Here is a 19,396-nt window from a genome sequence, read left to right on the forward strand (position 1 = left end):
CGAGGGACGCCGCGCTGATCGGTGGCCGGGCGGCCCTTCGGCCGCGTCCAGGCCGGGACTGCCCGGCAGCAGCGCCACGGTGTCAGTGCGGCCGGCGTGGTTCGCCGGCGGTCCGACCAGCGGGTCACGACTGGGTGGATGGCCCGCGGCTGAGAGTCGGCAGCTGCCGTCGCCGTCGATGTTGCGGCCCAGCGACGAGAGGGTGGCGAAGGCCTTCTCACGGTCGGCGAGATCGGGCGGGATCGTGAGCCGGTCATGGCCGGGGGACCGTGTGATCGTACTGACAGGCCGGGCGTTGACGGCCGTCACGGCGGCACGCAGGCTGCACTCGCCCGATGTGGTGCGGCACCGGCCGTCCGGTGGGTCGGCGTCCACCGCCTCGGACGTGGTGTCCACGACGAACTCCGCGGGGTCGACGAGTGGCGCCGTGAGGGCGGGGACGGTGGCGGCGAGTGTCGCAGGGGCGACCCGGACTCTCATGCGGTGAACTCCTCCCTACGAGGAATCTGGACGTACGCGAAATCGGTGGCTGCGGGAACTGAGCACTGGCGGGATGCGCGGCTCGTGCGGACACCGGCGCGTGGTCGCGCTGGAGCGGCGACGCCGACCGGACGAGCGGAAGCAGAACCGGCGGAGCGGGAGAACAGGTCCGCGCCTCTGTAGGGAGCGTTCCATTCAGTCCGGTTCGTGTCTACGCACCGGATGAGAAAAGGCCGAAGTGGATCCCTGCGTACATCGGGAGCGGTCCTCGCCGACTGGGGGCGGGCCGGCTCCGAATCCCACATGCGGGCGTTCTCTGACGCTGTGCCCACGGGGTGGCGGCCACTCGGCGTCACCCGGACGCCTGTGGGCTGGGCTGTCGGTGCTGGGTCAGAACGCCGCCATAGGATCAGCTGATGAGTGACGCTGTCTTACTGCATGCGGGCGCGACACAGTCCGCACCAGGCCTTGTTCTCCGCCCCTGGTGCATGGAGGACTCTGCCGCACTTGTCGAGGTGTTCCGGGATCCTGTGCTGCGCCACTGGACGAGCTCGACCGTGGAGAACGAAGCTGACGCGCAGCAGTGGGTGCGGGGCCAGGAACGGGGATGGGCGGCGGGGAACCGGTTCGGCTTCGCGGTCCTGGAAGCTCAACCCGGTTCATCGCAGGCACAGTTGGTGGGCAACGTGGTGCTCAAGGAAGTGACGCCTGGCAAACCGTCGGCCGAAGTGGGTTATTGGACCGCGGCGCACGCTCGCGGGCGGAGTGTGGCACCCCGCGCTCTGGAGGTTCTCACCGGTTGGGCCTTCGACACCCTCGGCGCCGACGGCCTGGAGCGGCTTGAGCTCCTGCATCAGGTGGACAACCTCGCCTCTTGTCGTGTGGCGCAGAAGAGTCAGTACGCCTTCGACCGAGTCCTGCCCGCATCGCCGCCGTCCTTCCCGCTCGATGGCCATCTGCACAGACGGCGTAGGGATGCTTGAGATCAGGTTCTGACGGGGGACGAGGCCGGTCAGGGCTGGGGGAGTGGCTGGCCGGGCATCCGCGGTGCTGCAGGTGCTGCCCACTGTCGTCGGTGTGCAGGCCGAATGTTTCCGGCCCGGGCGGTCTGCTTGGTCGAACCCGGACAGGATGGTCTCGATCCGCTGCCACGGTTTCACCGGTCAGCCCTCGCGTGTCTCCACCGGCCTTTCACCGGGATGAGGGCCTGACCTCTGCTCACTCTCCCTGTCGTACCAGGAACGGCTACCACAGCCCGTCCTTCCCTCAGCGACACGGAGATTTCACCCCCACCGGCAACCACCAACCAGCACATTCGGTTGACCGAGGCTGCGCATCTGAGCCAATCCGCCCAACCGTCGTCGTAGCGCAATCAATTGAGATGCATACTGGGCGCCGTCAGCTCGCTTCGACCCGGCCTGACACCACACGGGGGCGGATTCGGAGGATCGCGATGAAGGCGCGGCTGCTCTGGGGTGCCGCTGCGGGAGCCGTCGCTGCCATCTCGGCGCGGGCAGCGGCCAGCTGGATCGAACGCCAACCCGACCCTGTCCCCTACGAACGGCTCCGCCGCGAACCCGAGGGCGAGGAAGCCTTCCTCCCCCGCCCCGACGGGACGGTGCTGCGCACCATCGTCGCGGGCGAAGGCCCACCGGTGGTACTGGCCCACGGATACGGTGCCTCGCTCCTGGAGTGGAATCTGGTGCAGGCCACCCTGGTGGCAATCGGTCACCGTGTCATCGTCTTCGACCAGCGCGGCCACGGAGGGTCGTCGCTGGGTGCGGACGGCATCGGCTCCGGCCCCATGGCGCAGGACTACGTGGCGGTACTGGAGCACTTCGACGTACGCGACGCAGTGCTAGTCGGGCATTCCATGGGCGGGTTCCTCGCGCTTCGTGCCGTGCTCGACCATCCCGCCGTCGCCCGGAGGCTGCGCGGCCTGGTGCTGTTCGCGACCTGGGCGGGCTGCATCTACGACGGAGCACCGCACAACCGGCTGCAGATCCCGCTGCTGGAGATGGGCATCCTCCAGCGGCTGGCCCGCACCCGCACGGGCGGACTCCTCTTCGGTGCCGCCCAGTGCGGCAAACGCCCCTCTCCCGCGATGATCGAGGTTTTCCTCGAGGTCTTCCTGCAGCAGGCCCATGCCTCGCTCGTACCGATCGTGCGGGCGTTCGCCCGCGAAGACCGCTATCCACGCCTGGCCGAGATCGCGGTTCCCACCGTCGTCATGGTCGGCTCGGCCGATCGCAGCACACCGTCCAGCCACGCCCGGCGCCTCGCCGCCGGCATACCGGGCGCACGACTGATCACCGTGCCGGACGCCGGACACATGTTGAACTGGGAGGGCCCCGACGCCCTGGTGCAGGCCGTCAGCTCCCTCCACGATGGTCGTTGCCCCCCTGACGCGTAGCGACCTCCGCACCACCGTGCGCCGCTGTGGCGGGAAGTGCGGGGTCGGTTCTCGGCCGGAGGCGAACCGGCTCGGGCAATTGGCCGGTAGCGCGGTGTGATCCGCCCTCGGATGCGGCTTAGGTGAAGGGGTCGAGTAGCCGTGTCGGGCGAGGGGGACAGGTGTACGACTACATCATCGTGGGTGCCGGATCGGCGGGGTGCGTGCTGGCGCGCCGGCTCAGCGAGGACGAGACCACGCGCGTTCTGCTCATCGAGGCGGGGCCCGTGGACGACGCCCCTGAAATCCGCATCCCGGCAGCGTTCAGCAAGCTCTTCCAGACCAAGTACGACTGGAGTTACCTCACCGAGTGCGAACCGGGACTGGACGGCCGCCGTCGTTATTGCCCCGCGGCCGGATGCTCGGCGGCTGCTCGTCGATGAACGCGATGATCTACATACGGGGCAATCGACGTGACTACGACGCCTGGGCGGCCGGCGGCGCCGACGGGTGGAGCTGGCAGGATGTGCTGCCCTACTTCCTTCGCGCCGAAGACTTCGAGGGCGCTCCGTCGCCCTGGCACTCCACCGGCGGGCTTCTCACGGTCAGCGAGGGCCGTTCCCGGCATCCGTTGGCGGACGCCTATGTCGCGGCAGCACAGGAGGCGGGCTACCCCTACACGAGCGACTTCAACGGCCCGGAGCAGGACGGCGTCGGCTATTACCACCTCACCCAGCGAGGCGGTCTGCGCTGCAGCACGGCCGAGGCCTATCTGCGGCCGGCCCTGTCCCGGCCCAATCTCGAGGTGCTGACCGGCGTCCTGTGCACCCGCGTACTCCTGGACGGCGACTGTGCGACCGGTGTCGAGGTGGAACGAGACGGCGAACTGCTGCGCCTCCGTGCCGAACGGGAGGTCGTGCTGTCGGCCGGCGCCTACAACTCGCCGCAGCTGCTCATGCTCTCCGGCATCGGCCCGGCCAGCGAACTCGCTTCCCACGGCATCACGCCCCGCGTCGACCTCCCGGTGGGGGAGAACCTGCAGGACCATCCGCATGTCGGTCTGTGCCATCTCACCGAGACCGAGTCGTTGTTCACCGCCGAGACACCGGAGAACGTCCGCCTGCTGGAGACCGAGGGGCGCGGTCCCCTCACCTCGAATGTCGGCGAGGCCGGCGGATTTCACCGCACCCGTGAGGGACTGGACGCCCCCGACATCCAGGTGCACGCCACCCCGGTGATGTTCCACGAGGAGGGCATCAGCCCCGTGACCGACCACGCTTTCATGTTCGGCGCGGTCCTCCTCGCCCCCACGAGCCGGGGCAAGGTCTCCCTGCGGTCGGCCCTGCCCAGCGCCAAACCGCGCGTTCTGCACAACTACCTGACCACCGAGGAGGATCGCGACACGATGATCCGGGCACTGCGGATGTTGCTCGACATCGCCACTCAGCCCAGCCTGGCCAAGCACCGGCGTGCCGACTTCCGCGTGCCGCGCTCCACGGACGACGCCGGCCTGCTCGACTTCGCCCGGCGCGAGTTGCAGACGCTGTACCACCCGGCGAGCAGTTGCTCCATCGGGCCCGTCGTGGACTCCCGGCTCAGGGTGCACGGCGTGAGCGGCCTGCGGGTGGTGGACGCCTCGGTGATGCCCACCGTGGTGCGGGGCAACACCAACGCCCCGACGGTCATGATCGCGGAGAAGGGCGCGGACATGATCCGCGGACTTTGATCTCCCAACGGGGCAGGAGCGGGGCACCGTCGGCCTATCGCCCGCCAAAGGATTGAGACAACGCCACGCCGAGTGCGTATCGCATGACAAGGAAACCGTAGCCACACACGTCTGCGGTCCGGCTCATCAACAGACGACATCGACCCGATCTCCCGCGCTGACCGGCCAGCCCAGCAGATCACTGGAGTGGCCGGTACGCGTTCCACGGAGCGCTACGCGGGCCGTGGTGGCGCCCCACCCCGGACCTGGTTGGTCGAGGAGGACTACCGATGGGATTCGACGAGGCCGAACCGCCACAGGCCCTCAACTGGGGGCGCGAGCCCGCGCAAGAGATCCAAGATTCGTTTCAGGCGGTTCTGAACGCCCTGGATGCCGCTCGCGCCGATCTCTACGCGACGGAGGAGCACCAAGGGCTAGGAAGCCCGTTTCCGCCCTTGGACCACCCCAGCGCAACAGCCGGATGCGGCAGCCCCACCCATCCCGTCCCGCCTCTGCCGTCACCGCAGCCGGGTACGCAGAGCCTGGGATCCCGGCCCGAGCTGGTTCCGGTCCGTCCGGAAGGCCTCCCACCGTCTGCCGACCCGCCTCAACCCGCTCGGTACCGGCCGGCCGCCGGGAACGCCATGGTCGAGCCGCTGTGGTCACGCGGTGTGCGGCAGGAGGCGGTCACGCCCCCCGGGGCGGTCGCACCCCGGGAGGCCGGACAGCCACCTACTGCGCGCGGCGGGGACGCGGAGCAGGCCGAACCGCCGGCAGCTTTCCCGCCGCCAACAGCCGCTCTGCAGGATCGTGCGCGCCGGTGGACCGACTCAACGGAGGACTGCCCCTACCCATCGCAGGCCGCGCAGCCGAACCGCTTCGTCGCCCTGCCCTCCCAGACGCCGCTGCGCCCAGAACCGGCTCCTCCGCCTGAGCCCAGGGGGAGCCGACGACATCGCCGCTTCACCGACCGGCGACACAGCCGGCTCGCCGGAGTCTTCGGCCTGGGCGCCGTGAGCGGATTGGTCCTTGCCTCTTCGCTGCTCAGCAACGGCGACTCCGCACCGGCGACGCCGCCTGCGTCCATGGAGCAGCCCGACCGGCCATTGCCTGAGAATCCAGCACCTGCAGCCCCGTCCTCACCGACCGGGCAACCGAACCGGCCGGCTCCCGGCAACGCCTCGCTTCCCGAGATCCCGGGCACCGGGCTGCTGCGCCCAGGCGACACTGGCCACGGTGTTTACGAGTTGCAGGTACGTCTGCTCCAGATCCCTCACATCTATGACGGCGGTGCCATCAACGGCCGTTACGGCACGGAGGTCCGTCAGGCAGTGGCCCGATTCCAGCATGCCTACGGCATCCATGGAGACGAGACCGGCGTCTACGGGGACAACACTCGACACGCCCTCATGCTTCGGACGACATAGCCGCCACGGCCACATGCCAGATGCTGCGACGACTGCACGGGCTGTTGGAGGTGGAGCAGTTGCGCATCGGCGCGGAGACCACGGCGTGTGCGGCATGGCGACCCATCCGACGGTATGCCCCCGCGTCGGCGGGGAGGACGCGAGGTACTTGGTCCCCGACCCGGTGCGGAACGGAAAAAGTCACCCACGAGGTTCGGAATGAGAACGACCTCTGAGGCCCCCGTCCCCGTCAAGGTGCGCTCCCGGGTATCAGGCTGGAGCGTTGGTTCCCAGGACTCGCATGCGTTGCCTCCGTGCGGAGCTACGGGAAGGGCGGTGTGCCTACGGGGCTGGCTCGTGCGTGGACTGAGCCGTGGCGAAGTAGGCGATGGTCTGCTTGATGCCCTCCTCCCAGGGCACGCGGGGCATCCAGCCCAGCAGTTCACGGGCCAGGCCCGTGTCGGGGCGGCGGCGCTGCGGGTCGTCGGTGAGGCGGTCGACGTACACGATCCGGGAGGAGGAGCCGGTCAGTTCGACCACACGGTGCGCGATTTCGCCGACCGTGACCTCGTCGGTGCCGCCGACGTTCACGGGGCGCACCGATTGGCTCGCCGCGACCAGCAGGACACCGTCGACGGTGTCGTCCACGTAACACAGGGACCGGGTCTGCCGGCCGTCCCTCGCCACCGTCAGCGGCTCGCCGGCCAGGGCCTGACTGACGAAAGTCGGGACGGCTCGCCCGTCGTGCGCGCGCATGCGCGGTCCGTACGTATTGAACAGACGGACGATGCCCGCGTCGGCGTTTCCGACGCTCACATGAGCGGTGACCAGTGCCTCGGCGAACCGTTTGGACTCGTCGTACACGCTGCGCGGCCCCACCGGATTGACGTTTCCCCAGTAGTGCTCGCGCTGCGGATGGCTCAGCAGGTCGCCGTACACCTCGGATGTCGAGGCCAGCAGGAAGCGGGCTCCGTCACGCTCCGCGATGGCCAGCATGTTGCGGGTGCCCAGGCTGCCGACGTCGAGCGTCTCCAGCTTCAACCGCAGGTAGTCGGCCGGTGACGCAGGGCAGGCGAAAGTGGAGGACCAGGTCGTACGGCCTCGGCAGCCGCTCGGGGGCCGTGGAGGCCGAGACGTCGCACTCGACGAAGCGGAAGCCGTGTCGTCCTTCCAGGTGGGCGATGTTCTCGCGCGTACCGGAGCAGAGGTTGTCGGCGCAGTCGACTTCGACGGTTGCGTCCAGCAGCCGTTCGCACAGGTGACTGCCGAGGAAGCCGGCACCACCCACACCCGTCACCAGCGCACGTTGCCATGTGCGTGTCCTGCTGGTGCTCATGGAACGTCCTTCGTTTGCGCCCGAAGGCGCCGGGCAGCGGGGCCCCGGGCACATGCCGTTCGACGCGGTACAGGGGGAATGTGGAGAGCTGCGGAAAGCTTCGACCGGCCTTCCCGAGCTATGGGGGGAGCGAAACAACAGGCCGCGGATTGCGCTGAGCAGCGGAGCCGCTCCGGCGGATCGCCGTTCTGGCGACGTACTGCCGCCGGGTTCCCTGAGCGGTTGTCCTCACACGTCGGTTCCCGCGATGCGCGGCCTCCCGATGCTCGCGATGTCCCGTGTGGGCCCGCCGACCGCGGCACTCACAGCCGCGGCGGCACCGTCCGGACCGCTGCTCCAAGCTGCAGGTGAAGGACGTGGGCCATGGTGGAATCGACATCGGCGAGTTGATGACCGATCACCGTGAGGTCGAGTCGATCTCCGGCCGGTCCAGGGGCACCCGCCCGGTGGCAGGACCGGAGATCTGCGCCGAGCAGATCGCGTTGGAGCGGGTCGGCACTCGGCGGAACCGAGGAAGAGCATCAAGGACCTGGAGGGACGCGACGCCGGTGATCCCGAGTCCAACCGCTTCACAGGGATGCTGATGAACGAGATCCGCAAACCGGTCCCTCCTTGAACGTACAACGGTGACCAACGGGTACTGGGCGGGAGAGCACGTTGGCTCAGGGACGGTGAAGGAGGTCGGACATGCGTCTTTACCACAGCCGCCCCACCGACCCGGGCTACCGCCGACTGCGGCAGGGGCGCGGTTTCCGGTACCTCGACGCCCGCGGGCAGCCACTGCACGATCCGGGGCAGAAGGCCCGTATCCGCGGTCTGGTGATACCGCCGGCCTGGCGTGACGTGTGGATCTGTACCCGGGCGAACGGGCACCTGCAAGCCGTGGGCACCGACGCCGCCGGGCGGCGGCAGTACCTGTATCACGCCCAATTCCGCGCCGAGCAGGAGCAAGCCAAGCACGCGCACGTGCTCGACGTCGCCGAAGTCCTGCCCGCGGTACGGGAGGCAGCCGAAGGCCATCTGAGAGATCGCGGGCTGACCAGAGAGCGGGTCCTGGCCACGGCGGTACGTCTGCTCGACCTCGGGTTCTTCCGTATCGGCAGCGACCGCTACACCGATCTGAACAGCAGCTACGGTCTGACCACGTTGCTGCGTGAGCACTCTCGCTACCAGGCCGGTGCGGTGTTGTTCACCTACACGGGCAAGCACGGCAAGGAGGTCGCCCGGACGGTCACGGACCCCGCGTCCTGCCGTGCCCTTGCCGCGCTGCTGCGGCGCCGTGGTGGAGGTGACCGGCTGCTGGCCTACTGGCAGCAGCGCGCCTGGCACGACGTGAGCGGTGACGACGTCAACGCCTACCTCAAGGAGCTGGCAGGCCTGGAGATCACCGCCAAAGACTTCCGTACCTGGCACGCCACCGTCATGGCCGCCGTGGCACTGGCCGTCTCACAACCCGTGGCCCACAGTGAGAGCGCCCGTCGCCGGGCCATTGCCCGGGCGGTCAGGGAGGTGGCCGGGTATCTCGGCAACACCCCGGCGGTCTGCCGCGCCTCCTACATCAATCCACGCGTGATCGAACTGTTCGAGGAGGGCGTGACGGTCGCCGCTGCACTGCCCAGCCTCGGCGACGGGGGCACCTACGGCGTCCCTGCCACCCAGGGGTCTGCCGAAGGGGCCGTGTTGCACATGCTGGAGACCGGGCGCCGACCCGACGGGTGACCACACGGGGTGGGATCGTGGGTGGGGACGACGTGACGTGTTGCGCCAGGCCGGACCGCGCCCAGCTCAGCAGAGGGATCATGCGGGCGGCCGGTTCGCTGCCGGGTCCCCCAGCAAAGCTGCTGGTAGAGGGCGGCGTAGGCGGCCGCCATCTGATCGGTGTCGAAGTGACGGTGGACTCGTCCTCGGCAGGCACGGGGATCCAGCCGGTCCACCGAGCCGATCGCCTGGGCCAGTTCGGCGGGGTGATCACAGATGAAGCCGGTGACGCCGTCCTCGACGATCTCGGGCACCGATCCCGGCTCTTGGTCCCGTTACGGCCCACTCCGATGACGGTCACCCGATGCCCCAGTTCGACCAGGCCGTCGACCAGCTCGGCACTCGTCCGCCTCGATCCCGCCGTAGGCCACGGGCGGCAGGGCGACTCGCGAGAGTCCGTGCGGCCTTCGGCCACTGCGGTGCGATGGTTTTTGACCCAGTTCTCGACCGCGAGGACATCTGCCCACTGCGGGAACAGCTTCTCGGTGAGCATCCGGTGCACGTCGGGGTCGGGGTCGGGGTCGGTGTCGAGGCAGGCATCCGCCAGGACGGTGAGGCCGAAGTCCAGGTCGATGGCGTGCCACAGGGTGGACAGCACTACAGCGCTGGTTGCGATGCCGGTGAGAACAAGGCTGTCGATATCGCGAGCCCTGAGTACCAACTCGAGGTCGCCGCCCCAGAACGCGCTCCCACGCCTTTTGATGACCACGACGTCGCCCTGCTGGGGCGCGACGTCGTCATGGATCTCGGTGCCAGGGGCTCCCTCGGAGAACAGGCCGGCCCTCATGGCGTTTGTCATCACCTTGTTGCGGGGGCTGACTTCTGGATGGCCCGGCCGTAACCCCAGCACCACGTAGATCACGGTGATACCTGCAGCCCGGGCACCGTCGATCGCCCTTCGCAAGCGAGGCAGATACCCGGAACCGTCATCGGCGATGGCCACGACGTCCCGTTGGACGTCCATCACCAGAAGTGCGCTGTTTGCCATACTTGCCGTCCCTTCTCCGTTGGGACAAGTCGGGTCTGTCAAACGAGCGGTGTAACTAGGTTGGTTGCGGTTACTGGCGGGCTCCGGAGAGTCGTCCGTCGAAGGTGATGTCCAAGGCGTTCAGGGCGGTCTTCCAGCGCATGGTCCAGCGGGCCGGGCCCTTGCCCGTGGGGTCCAGGCTCATGATGGCCATGTAGACGCACTTCAGGGCGGCCTGCTCGTGGGGGAAGTGCCCGCGGGCCTTGACCGCCCGCCGGATGCGGGCGTTCACCGACTCGATCGCGTTGGTGGCACGGACGATGCGGCGGATCTCGGTGTCGAACCGCAGGAACGGGGTGAACTCCTCCCAGGCGTTCTCCCACAGCTTCACGATCGCCGGATACTTCCGTCCCCAGGCGTCGGCGAACTCGGCGAACCGCTCCAGGGCGGCTTCCTCGGTCGGCGCCGTGTAGACGGGCTTGAAAAGGCGGGCGATCTTGTCCCAGTCCTGGCGGGCGGCATAGCGGAAGGAGTTCCGCAGCAGGTGCACCACGCAGGTCTGCACGATGGTGCGGGGCCAGACAGTCTCCACCGCCTCGGGCAGGCCCTTGAGCCCGTCGCAGACCAGCATGAGGACGTCGTTCACGCCGCGGTTCTTGATCTCGGTGAGGATGTGCATCCAGTGTTCGGCGCCCTCGCCGCCGTCGCCGGCCCACAGCCCGAGGACCTCCCGCCGGCCCTCGGTGGCGACGGCCAGGGCGACATAGACGGGCCGGTTGGCGACCGCGCCGTCGCGGATCTTCACGTGGATGGCGTCGATGAAGACCACCGGATAGACCGGGTCGAGGGGGCGGCTTTGCCATTCGGCCATGCCCTCGAGGACCTTGTCGGTGATGGTCGAGATGGTCTGCCGGGAGACCTCGGCCCCATAGACCTCGGCCAGGTGGGCCGGGACCTCGCCGGTGGTCAGGCCCTTGGCGGCCAGCGAGATGACCATCTCGTCGCCACCGGTCAGGCGCTTCTGCCGCTTCTTGACGATCTTCGGTTCGAAGGAGCCGTCCCGGTCGCGCGGCACCGTTATCTCCACCGGGCCGACATCGGTCAGCACGGTCTTGGAGCGTTTGCCGTTGCGGGAGTTGCCGCCGTTCTTGCCCGCCGGATCGTGCTTGTCATAGCCGAGATGCTCGGTGATCTCGCCTTCCAGGGCGGACTCCAGCAGCCGCGTGGTCAGCTGCTGCAGCAGCCCGACCTCGCCGGTCAGCTGCAGGCCCTCGGCCTGGGCCCGGCTCACCAGCTCGTCGATCAGCTGGTCGTCCACCGCCTTCGCCGATACAACCGGTGCCGACTCGACAGCGTCCTGCTCGGCCACGTTCTCACTGGTCATCGATGCATCCTCCATGATCGGGAGTTACACCGAACGATTTACAGTCCCGACAAGTCTGGTGGATCAACCGAGCTGTGGTAGAGGTTCCGGAAATCTCCGCAGTGTGGTACCGCAGTGCCCTCACGACCGGTGTCAGTTCTCATCGACATTTTCTCGCCTTGCGATCACCGAGCGCTGCCCGAACTCGGTGACAAACGGGGGTCACAAGTCAGTTATGACGCCGGTCGCTTGGGGTCGTGGTCGGTTGGTGGTCCGGCTGATGCCGAAGGTGGGTTGCTTTCAACTCTTTGGTACGGGATCGGAGTCCGTCGGGGCGGTTGGCCTGTTACGGGGGGCGGCCTCTCGACCAGGGCTGCTCTGGTGGCCCGGCGAGCGCTGGTCGTTGATGGGGGTGTGTCACCAGGAGGTTTCGCGGATGCTGGCATGGTTTTGGGGTTGGGTGGTGGTGGTGATGTCGGATCGGTGGTGGCCGGCGGTGAAGGTCACGGTGAGGGTCTGGGCTCCGGTGCGGTGGGTGCCGACAGTGAAGTCTTGGTTGGGGACCGCTGAGATGAGGCATACGGCGTCGTCGCCGAATCGGACAGTGGCTTTGCCGCCTTGGGAGGGCACGGTGTAGACATCGGCGTCGTCGTCCTGGCAGTCGGGCCCGTTGGTGCCGGTCGGCGCCGCGGGGGTGCTGGTGCGGGTGTCGGGTGTCGGCGTGGAGGTGGGTGTGGGGCTGGGGTCGGCCGCGGCTTTGCTGCTCGGGGGTGGGCTGGGTGTGCGCGGGCTTGCCGACGGGCTCGGGGAAGCTTTCGCGGTGGTGGTGCTGGGTCGTGGGGTTTTGGGGGGTTGGCTGGGTGCGGTTTGTGCGACGGGTGCGGTGGGGCGGGTGGATCCGGTGACGAAGTGGATGGTGAGGATGACGGCGGTGGCGCTGGCTGTGGTGCAGGCGAGCCATAGGGTGAGGTAGCGCAGGAGGCGGGGCACGGCACTATGGTGTCGGACCGGCTACGGTGCCTACTCATGGCCTCCATACTTGTCGTTGAGGACGATCCGGTGATCAGGGCTGCGTTGATCGAGGTGCTGTCCGGGCACGGCTACGTGGTCCGCACCACCCACCTGGGTTTTGAGGCGCTGCGTGAGATCACCCAGAGTCCACCGGACATGGTGGTGCTGGATCTGGGGCTGCCCGATCTCGACGGTCTGGACGTGCTGCGCATGATCCGGGGTATTTCCCGGGTGCCGGTCCTGGTCGCCACGGCCCGTGACGACGAGAGCGAGATCATCCGGCTGCTGAACGCGGGGGCCGACGACTACCTGGTCAAACCGTTCTCCGGCGGCCAGCTCGCCGCCCGGCTCGCCGCCGTGCTGCGCCGGTCGGTGCCCGCCGACACCGCGGCGGCCCGGCAGCCGGTGGTGCAGGTGGCGGACCTGCGTATCGACCCGATGGCGCGCACCGCGCATCTGGCGGGCCGGGAACTGGCCCTGACCCGCCGTGAGTTCGACCTGCTGGCCTACTTGGCCGCCCATGCCGACCAGGTCGTCACCCGCCGCCGTATTCTGGCCGAGGTGTGGCAGCAGCCGTATGTGGAGGACCAGACGGTCGACGTGCACCTGTCCGCGCTGCGCCGCAAGATGGGCGAGAAGGCGCGAAAACCGGGCTATTTGCATACGGTGCGCGGTCTGGGTATCAAGCTGGTCAGTTCGCCATGAGACGTGCCCTGGCGGGGATCGCCCTGGCCGTCACTTCGATGGTGGCTCTGTCCTTCCTGATCCCCCTGGCTCTCCTGGTGCGTGAGCAGGCACGGGATAGGGCCACCACGGCTGCCGAGCAGCGGGCGGCCGCCTTGTCCCCGGTGCTCGCCCTGACCACGCGGCGGGCGGATGTGCAGCAGGCCGTCGCCGAGCTCGGCTCCTCCGACCAGCTCGTCGTACGGCTGCCCGACGGCGCCTTCGTCGGCACCCCCCACGCGCCCGGTCAGGCGCTCGAGCGGGCGGTGCGCGGGCGCGAGACGCTTGCCGTGGACACTGCTGGCGGCTGGGTCTACCTCCAGCCCGTCGTCCTGCCGGGCGAGCGGGTCGCGGTCGTGGAAGCGTTCGTGCCGGCCGCGGATCTCACCCGGGGCGTGGCCGCGTCCTGGGGTGTCATGGCGCTGCTCGCGCTGGGTCTGGTCGCCGGGTCGGTCCTGGTGGCCGACCGGCTGGGTGCCCGCGTGGTGCGCTCCTCACGCAGCCTCAAACGCGCGGCGCTGGCTCTTGGGTCGGGCGACCTGGACGCGCGTGTCAAGCCCGACGGCCCGCCCGAACTTGAGGAGGCGGGTGCGGCGTTCAACACCATGGCCGACCGCGTCCTGGACCTTCTCGCCGTCGAGCGCGAACTGGTCGCCGACCTCTCGCACCGCCTGCGCACCCCGCTGACCGCTCTCTATCTGGAGGCCGACCGGATGGGGTCCACGCCCAGCGCCCGACGGGTCGCCACGGCGGCCGGGCAGCTGGAGAGCGAACTGGATGCGATCATCGCCGCGGCTCGCACCCCGCTTGCGGCGGCGCAGCCGGCCCGCGCGGCCGCCGGTGAGGCCAAGCGTTGCGACGTGGCGGAGGTGGTCGCCATGCGCCTGGACTTCTGGTCGGTCCTGGCCACCCAGCAAGCACGACCGTACGAGCGTTCCCTCACGCCGCGCCCTGCGCCCGTCGCCTTTTCCGAGGATGACCTGGCGGCCGTCGTCGACGCCCTGATCGGCAACGTCTTCCGGCACACCCCGGAGGGCACCGCCTTCGCCGTGCGCGTGGAGCGGGCCGAACGGCACGTTCTCCTCACGGTCGACGACGCAGGGCCGGGCGTGGCGGACCCCGACGCAGCACTCACCAGGGGGGTGAGCGTGGGTGGTTCGACGGGGCTGGGCCTGGACATCGTGGCCCGGGCCTCTCGCGCGGCCGATGGCGAACTGACGATCACCCGGGCGCCGTTGGGCGGCGCCCGGGTGGGGGTGTCGTTCGCACTGGCCGACACGGCCGGAACCGGCGGGGCGGCGCGGTGACCGCAGTGCAGTGACCGGTGCCCGATGGTGGGGTGCCTGTGGCCAGCGACGGGCAGTCGGCGAACGTAACCGACCCGGTGGCAGGCTGACACCATGAACAGTGGCGCCTGGCGAAGCCTGTCGGGTCAGGTGCTGAGTGCGTGTCCGGTTGATGAGTCGACGTGCTCTGGGATCTCGTCGTGGCGATCGCCTACGGTCGGTGTCCCGGTGGGCTCGAACATGAGGATGGCGGCGCCGGAGGGAGCGTACGGCTTGTGCTCTGTGCCTCGGGGGACGGTGAAGACCGCCCCCTGCGGGAGCAGGACCGTGCGCTGCCCGTCGGGCTCGCGCAGGCAGATGCGCAGCTCGCCATCGAGTACCAGGAAGAACTCGTCGGTGTCGTCGTGCACGTGCCAGATGTGTTCGCCCTCGACCTTGGCGATGCGGACGTCGTAGTCGTTGACGTGAGGGACGATGCGGGGGCTCCACAGGGCATCGAAGGAGGCCAGAGCCCTTCTGAGGGGGATGGGTTCGCTGCTCATGGGTTCATCCTGAGCCGTTTGGCATGGCCGCCGTGAGTGCTGGAAATCGCACATGGTGAAAGAATCCTCGCACGCAGCTCACGCGGCGGGTGTGCACAGGGTCGTCGTGATCGTGGACGAGAACTCCAACCCCTTCGAGCTGGGCTGCGCCACCGAGGTCTTCGGTCTGCGCAGACCGGAGATCGGCCGTGATCTCTATGACTTCAGGCTCTGTTCGCCCGAGCCCCGCACCCTGATGCGAGACGGATTCTTCACGCTCACTGGAGTCGCCGGCCTGGAAGCGGCCGACGCGGCGGACACCTTGATCGTCCCCAACCGGCCGGACATAGAGGTGCCCCGTCGTCCCGCCGTGCTCGAGGCCGTCCGCCGGGCACAGGCCCCGCGGTGCGCGCCCGGTCGGCTTCTGCAGCGGCGCCTTCACACTGGCCGAGGCGGGCGTCCTCGACGGGCGCCGGGCCACCGCGCACTGGCAGTGGGCGGATTCCTTCCGGGCCCGCTACCCCTTCGTCCGGCTCGAAGCAGACGTGCTGTTCGTGGACGACGGTGACATCCTCACCGCGGCAGGCAGTGCAGCCGCGCTCGATCTCGGGCTGCATCTGGTCCGGCGTGACTACGGCGCAAAGATCGCCAACTCGGTGAGCCGACGGCTGGTCTTCGCGGCGCACCGGGATGGTGGGCAGCGGCAGTTCGTCGAGCGCCCCGTGCCCGACCTGCCGGATGAGTCCTTGGCGCCTGTCCTGGCATGGGCGCAGGAACGGCTGGACGCACCGCTCACGGTGTCCGGCCTTGCGGCGCGTGCTGCGGTCAGTCCGGCGACGCTGCATCGCCGCTTCCAGGCGCAACTGGGCACGACGCCGCTGGCGTGGCTGACGGGTGAACGGCTTGCTCTGGCGTGTCGGTTGATTGAGCGAGGCGAGTCCCGGTTCGAGGTAGTCGCGCGACGCAGCGGGCTTGGGACCGCTGCCAATCTGCGCGCGCTGATGCGCCGCGAGACCGGTATCACGCCGTCGGCGTACAAGCGTCGGTTCGGGCTGGGGGCGAACTGAGGGGGGCCTCCGGTGCTGGCGCACTACGTGGGGTGCGGTGGGAAGTTCTTCCGGCCCCGGAGTGTCGAACGTCTCTTCACCATGACCCGGCTCCCGGGACTCGGGTCTCTGCGGTGTTTTGCCGTTTGCGTTCGGCTGGTGCCGAAGGAGCCGGCGAAGCCGTGGGTGGTTGGCGATCACTTTGATCGTGTCCGTCAGCCAGGCGCGTGCCGGGGCGTCGGGCAGTGGCACGCCGCCGCGGAGTCGGTCTCGTCCTTGTTCCGGGTCGCCTTTGCCTTGGAGAAGAGCCATCGTGGCCGGGGCCTCGGGGCGGGCGATGGCGAGCTGGCGGTTACGCGGGGGCGGTTGTGGCGTCCGGGTGCGGGTGTCGTTCGCGCGGGCCGACACGGCCGGGAGCGGCGGCGCAGAGCAGTGACCTGGGCCGGCGGCCGGCGCCGGCAGCGGCGGCCGGCGCGGGCCGCCGGGGGGAGTGGGGTCCGGTCTGCGGCCGGGGCGGTGAGCGGTGGTTTTGTTCGCGTGTTGGGGCGGCGGTGGTTCGCCTTGTGGGAGGTGGTTGGATCGGGGCGGGGTCGGTGGTCTCGAGAGCGGAAGGCGTCTGGTCCGGTGCCTGTTTCGGGTGCCGGTTGGACAGTGTCGAGGGGGACGAACGTGGAGTGGTCGTGGGCGTTGCTCGGTCTCGCCGCGGGGTTCTTGATTTCCGTCGTCACCGTGCCCGTGGGTGTCTCCGGCGCGGTTTTCCTGCTGCCCGTGCAGGTGAGTGTGCTGGGTGTGCCCAGCCCGGCCGTGACACCGACGAACCTGCTCTACAACGTTGTGGCCGGCCCCGGTGCACTCGTGCGCTTCGGGCGGGCCGGACAGTTCGGCGGACTGCTGACCCGGCTCTTGATCGCGGGTACTGTTCCGGGCGTCGTCATCGGGGCCGTGATCCGCGTCCGCGCTGTTCCCGGCCCGGGAATCTTCCGCCTCCTCGTAGCGGTGCTGCTGCTGCCGCTCGGGTTGTGGCTGTGGCTGCGGACGGTACGCCCGGCCCCACCTCGCGCGGGGCACCAGCCTTCGCCCCGCGCGACGACGTCGCCGGCCCTGGCTGTCGGTGTAGCCGGCGGCATCTACGGAATCGGGGGTGGCTCGCTGCTCGGCCCGATCCTGGTCGGCCGCGGCGTACCGGTCGCGGCCGTCGCACCCGCCGCCCTGGCCTCCACCTTCGTGACTTCCATCGTCGGCGCGGCCACCTACGCGCTGCTCTCCCTGGCCACCACTGGCCGCGTCGCCCCCGACTGGCTGCTGGGCCTTTCCTGCGGCGCCGGCGGTCTCCTGGGCGGCTACCTCGGGGCACGCCTCCAGCCGCACCTGCCTGAGAGGGCCCTCCGGCTTCTGCTCGGCGCCCTCGCCAGCGCGATCGGCGCGCTCTGCGCAGTGCAGTCCTTTCGCTGACCGTGCGGTGCCCAGCCGTCGCGGGGCAGGCACCGGGGTGCTGTCGAGACGGGTGAACATTGCGGCCCTGCGTCGGCCGTCCGGTGTCTGTTGAACCGGTGTCGAAGTGCTGTCCGTTCTCACGTATGGAGGCGAGCGGGGCAAGTGACCGACGCCGGCGGGCCTGGCGGCCATGGGGGGCGTGGGGTCAGCGGCCGGCGCCGAAGTCCTGGGTCCACCAGGGGCCGCCGTCGCCGAAGTGGACGCCCACGCCCAGTTCCTTGAAGGAGCAGTTGAGTATGTTCGCGCGGTGTCCGGGGCTGTTCATCCAGGACTTCATCACCGAGGCGGCATCCGCCTGGCCCTGGGCTATGTTCTCGCCCAGGGTCGACCACTCGTAGCCTGCGGCCTCGATGCGGGTGGTCATCGTCGAGCCGTCGGGGCCGGTGTGGGACATTACGCCGCTGCGGGCCATGACGTCGCTGTAGTCGTCGGCGGCCCGGGTGAGCCGGTCGTTCGCTGTGAGCGGTGCACATCCTGCCGCGGCCCGCTCCTTGTTGACCAGCGCGAGCACCTGCGCCTCGGGCCCGCCACCGGACCCCGTCCCCGTCTCCGACCCGGAGTCCGCCCTGCTGCCGCCCGGCCGCACACCGCCGGAACCGCCCGCCGTCCCGCTGCCGCTCTTCGCCGCGGTCCCCGCGAGTGGCATCGATGTGGGAAAGGTCGTCTTCCGTGCACCGGGGGAGGGACTCGCCGACTGCTTCCGCTTCTGCTTGTGTTTCGGCTTCGCGCTCGGTGAGCTGCTCGCCGTGGCGTTCGCACGCGCACGCGCCGAAGCGGAAGCCTCCGGCGCCGCCCCGCCAGAGGCACCCTGGGCGCCCGGCGCCTGGTCCGCGCCGTCCGCGACCACCCGCTCCGAGGCGTCGCCGTCCTCACCGCTGACGACGGCCACGGTGATCCCGACGCCCGCGATCGCAGCGACGGCTCCCATGGCCAGCGCGGGACCGCGCCTCTTTGGCCCACTGCGGCGGCGGGCGTTCGAGCGGGAGGGGCGGGCGGCTCGGCGGGAACCCATGTAAGGACACCTCGGTCTGTTCGGTCGGCTGACGCGCCCCCTGTGCCCGGTGGCCGCGATCGCGGCCACCGGACCCTGTGGGGGGTGCTCGAGAGCCTAGAACCCGCCCAGGCCGCAAACCCTTGTTCGAAGGTCTTCTTCAAGAACCCTTAAGACAGCCCTCAAAGTCCGCTGAGAAACAGCCGCAAGCGCACCCCGCCCTGCTTCACGCCCACCCTGCTCTGGCGTCCACCCCCTCGCCCCCTCAGGACGCCACCCGCCTGCACAGGCCCGCACGCAACACAGTTGCCGCATCTGCCCGCATGGTCGGCGTGCCAGGGAGGCGGCCCGGCCGGGCCGGCCGTACCGCAGGGCAGCGGTTGCCGCGGCAGCGACGGGCTGGGGCCGCCGCCCTGGGCTCTACGTGGCCGCGGAACCGGGTCTGGAGCGCGGTTGGCGCGCGCACTGCCTGGGGGATCGAGGCGCTGCGGGAATGCATCGAGGTCCTGCCGCCGCGCCCCGGAGGTGCAGATCGAGACCAAGTGCCCTGCAGCCGGGGCGGCCTGGCGGCAGGGCCCGGCTCACCGGGAGGGTGAGGTGCTGTCCGCCGAGTACACAAAGCACCGTGCTGGAGGCGGGTGTCGCCGGTGAAGCTGTTGGGGGAGGTGCAGCTGACTCGGCTGGCGGCCTTGGCGCCGATGCCGGCGCCGAGCATGCCGCCGAGGCAGCCGAGGGCGGCTGATTGTCCGACTTGGCCCCAGTTGACTTTGCGGCCGGACAGGCGCTGGGTGAGCCAGTCGAGTCCGTCGACGACGCCGCCGATGATGCAGCCGGCGATGAGGGGGTTGTTGCCGGTGGGGTCGGTGTAGGTGGTGGGGGAGGACAGAGCGTAAGAGAACGGCCTCAAGGTGACCGTG

The 19,396-nt window shown here is 69.5% G+C and carries 13 protein-coding genes and 4 pseudogenes; 10 read left to right on the forward strand and 7 right to left on the reverse strand.

Annotated elements, in window-relative coordinates; all coding sequences use genetic code 11:
• Positions 1-20 precede the first annotated feature (20 nt).
• Positions 21-480 (reverse strand): annotated as a pseudogene (locus ACFV20_RS14110) (choice-of-anchor Q domain-containing protein); the annotation flags it as partial.
• 416 nt (positions 481-896) lie between these two features.
• Here ACFV20_RS14110 and ACFV20_RS14115 point away from each other — a divergent pair.
• The 5 genes from ACFV20_RS14115 to ACFV20_RS14135 all read left to right on the forward strand — a co-directional run bounded on the left by ACFV20_RS14115 (position 897) and on the right by ACFV20_RS14135 (position 6,004).
• Entirely contained in the window at positions 897-1,463 is a 567-nt protein-coding gene (locus tag ACFV20_RS14115) for a GNAT family N-acetyltransferase (protein WP_385656027.1), read from the forward strand.
• Positions 1,464-1,933: 470 nt separating this feature from the next.
• On the forward strand, positions 1,934-2,893 hold the full coding sequence (locus tag ACFV20_RS14120; protein ID WP_385656029.1) for an alpha/beta fold hydrolase: 960 nt from the start codon (positions 1,934-1,936) through the stop codon (positions 2,891-2,893).
• Positions 2,894-3,054: 161 nt separating this feature from the next.
• Complete coding sequence (locus ACFV20_RS14125; RefSeq protein ID WP_385656031.1) at positions 3,055-3,315, forward strand: lycopene cyclase family protein; 261 nt, start codon at positions 3,055-3,057, stop codon at positions 3,313-3,315.
• 5 nt (positions 3,316-3,320) lie between these two features.
• A complete protein-coding gene (locus tag ACFV20_RS14130; RefSeq protein WP_385656032.1) occupies positions 3,321-4,598 on the forward strand; it encodes a GMC family oxidoreductase in 1,278 nt (425 codons plus the stop codon).
• 1,064 nt (positions 4,599-5,662) lie between these two features.
• Positions 5,663-6,004 carry a peptidoglycan-binding protein gene (locus ACFV20_RS14135; protein ID WP_385656033.1) on the forward strand — a complete coding sequence of 114 codons (342 nt, stop codon included), beginning with the start codon at positions 5,663-5,665 and terminating at the stop codon, positions 6,002-6,004.
• A gap of 321 nt (positions 6,005-6,325) precedes the next feature.
• Here the strand turns inward: ACFV20_RS14135 and ACFV20_RS14140 are convergent.
• Positions 6,326-7,319 (reverse strand): annotated as a pseudogene (locus ACFV20_RS14140) (NAD-dependent epimerase/dehydratase family protein).
• 687 nt (positions 7,320-8,006) lie between these two features.
• Here ACFV20_RS14140 and ACFV20_RS14145 point away from each other — a divergent pair.
• A complete protein-coding gene (locus tag ACFV20_RS14145; protein WP_385656035.1) occupies positions 8,007-9,038 on the forward strand; it encodes a DNA topoisomerase IB in 1,032 nt (343 codons plus the stop codon).
• A 469-nt stretch (positions 9,039-9,507) separates the two neighbouring features.
• On the opposite strand, the pseudogene ACFV20_RS14150 reads toward ACFV20_RS14145, so the two are convergent.
• The 3 genes and pseudogenes from ACFV20_RS14150 to ACFV20_RS14160 all read right to left on the reverse strand — a co-directional run.
• Positions 9,508-10,065 (reverse strand): annotated as a pseudogene (locus ACFV20_RS14150) (cysteine hydrolase family protein); the annotation flags it as partial.
• A 70-nt stretch (positions 10,066-10,135) separates the two neighbouring features.
• Positions 10,136-11,428: an IS256 family transposase gene (locus ACFV20_RS14155; RefSeq protein WP_385656036.1), complete on the reverse strand. Its 1,293-nt coding sequence runs from the start codon at positions 11,426-11,428 to the stop codon at positions 10,136-10,138.
• Between the two features lie 396 nt (positions 11,429-11,824).
• On the reverse strand, positions 11,825-12,397 hold the full coding sequence (locus ACFV20_RS14160; RefSeq protein WP_385656037.1) for a hypothetical protein: 573 nt from the start codon (positions 12,395-12,397) through the stop codon (positions 11,825-11,827).
• A gap of 36 nt (positions 12,398-12,433) precedes the next feature.
• On the opposite strand from ACFV20_RS14160, the gene ACFV20_RS14165 reads away from it, so the two are divergent.
• Both ACFV20_RS14165 and ACFV20_RS14170 read left to right on the forward strand, forming a co-directional pair.
• Entirely contained in the window at positions 12,434-13,123 is a 690-nt protein-coding gene (locus tag ACFV20_RS14165) for a response regulator transcription factor (RefSeq protein ID WP_234849217.1), read from the forward strand.
• Positions 13,120-14,448, forward strand: a complete 1,329-nt coding sequence (locus ACFV20_RS14170) for an ATP-binding protein (protein ID WP_385656039.1) — start codon at positions 13,120-13,122, stop codon at positions 14,446-14,448. Before ACFV20_RS14165 ends, ACFV20_RS14170 begins: the two co-directional genes overlap by 4 nt.
• Before the next feature lie 125 nt (positions 14,449-14,573).
• Here ACFV20_RS14170 and ACFV20_RS14175 read toward each other — a convergent pair whose 3' ends face one another.
• Positions 14,574-14,969: a cupin domain-containing protein gene (locus ACFV20_RS14175; RefSeq protein ID WP_385656041.1), complete on the reverse strand. Its 396-nt coding sequence runs from the start codon at positions 14,967-14,969 to the stop codon at positions 14,574-14,576.
• 52 nt (positions 14,970-15,021) lie between these two features.
• On the opposite strand from ACFV20_RS14175, the pseudogene ACFV20_RS14180 reads away from it, so the two are divergent.
• Both ACFV20_RS14180 and ACFV20_RS14185 read left to right on the forward strand, forming a co-directional pair.
• Positions 15,022-16,015: pseudogene (locus ACFV20_RS14180) on the forward strand (helix-turn-helix domain-containing protein).
• 648 nt (positions 16,016-16,663) lie between these two features.
• On the forward strand, positions 16,664-17,446 hold the full coding sequence (locus tag ACFV20_RS14185) for a TSUP family transporter (protein WP_385656042.1): 783 nt from the start codon (positions 16,664-16,666) through the stop codon (positions 17,444-17,446).
• A gap of 187 nt (positions 17,447-17,633) precedes the next feature.
• Here the strand turns inward: ACFV20_RS14185 and ACFV20_RS14190 are convergent, their stop codons facing one another.
• The gene (locus ACFV20_RS14190; protein WP_385656043.1) at positions 17,634-18,500 is read right to left on the reverse strand and encodes a CAP domain-containing protein; all 867 of its coding nucleotides are present in this window, start codon (positions 18,498-18,500) and stop codon (positions 17,634-17,636) included.
• Positions 18,501-19,396 lie beyond the last annotated feature (896 nt).

This window comes from Streptomyces sp. NPDC059696, from assembly GCF_042733745.1.
In the GTDB taxonomy this organism is placed as follows: Bacteria; Actinomycetota; Actinomycetes; order Streptomycetales; family Streptomycetaceae; genus Streptomyces.

Bases quoted from the DNA above. Each gene is read 5' to 3' on its own strand.
- ACFV20_RS14155 (WP_385656036.1), bottom strand. From the start codon at position 11,428: ATGACCAGTGAGAACGTGGCCGAGCAGGACGCTGTCGAGTCGGCACCG.
- ACFV20_RS14165 (WP_234849217.1), top strand. From the start codon at position 12,434: ATGGCCTCCATACTTGTCGTTGAGGACGATCCGGTGATCAGGGCTGCG.
- ACFV20_RS14175 (WP_385656041.1), bottom strand. From the start codon at position 14,969: ATGAGCAGCGAACCCATCCCCCTCAGAAGGGCTCTGGCCTCCTTCGAT.
- ACFV20_RS14145 (WP_385656035.1), top strand. From the start codon at position 8,007: ATGCGTCTTTACCACAGCCGCCCCACCGACCCGGGCTACCGCCGACTG.
- ACFV20_RS14115 (WP_385656027.1), top strand. From the start codon at position 897: ATGAGTGACGCTGTCTTACTGCATGCGGGCGCGACACAGTCCGCACCA.
- ACFV20_RS14135 (WP_385656033.1), top strand. From the start codon at position 5,663: ATGGAGCAGCCCGACCGGCCATTGCCTGAGAATCCAGCACCTGCAGCC.
- ACFV20_RS14120 (WP_385656029.1), top strand. From the start codon at position 1,934: ATGAAGGCGCGGCTGCTCTGGGGTGCCGCTGCGGGAGCCGTCGCTGCC.
- ACFV20_RS14190 (WP_385656043.1), bottom strand. From the start codon at position 18,500: ATGGGTTCCCGCCGAGCCGCCCGCCCCTCCCGCTCGAACGCCCGCCGC.
- ACFV20_RS14130 (WP_385656032.1), top strand. From the start codon at position 3,321: ATGATCTACATACGGGGCAATCGACGTGACTACGACGCCTGGGCGGCC.
- ACFV20_RS14170 (WP_385656039.1), top strand. From the start codon at position 13,120: ATGAGACGTGCCCTGGCGGGGATCGCCCTGGCCGTCACTTCGATGGTG.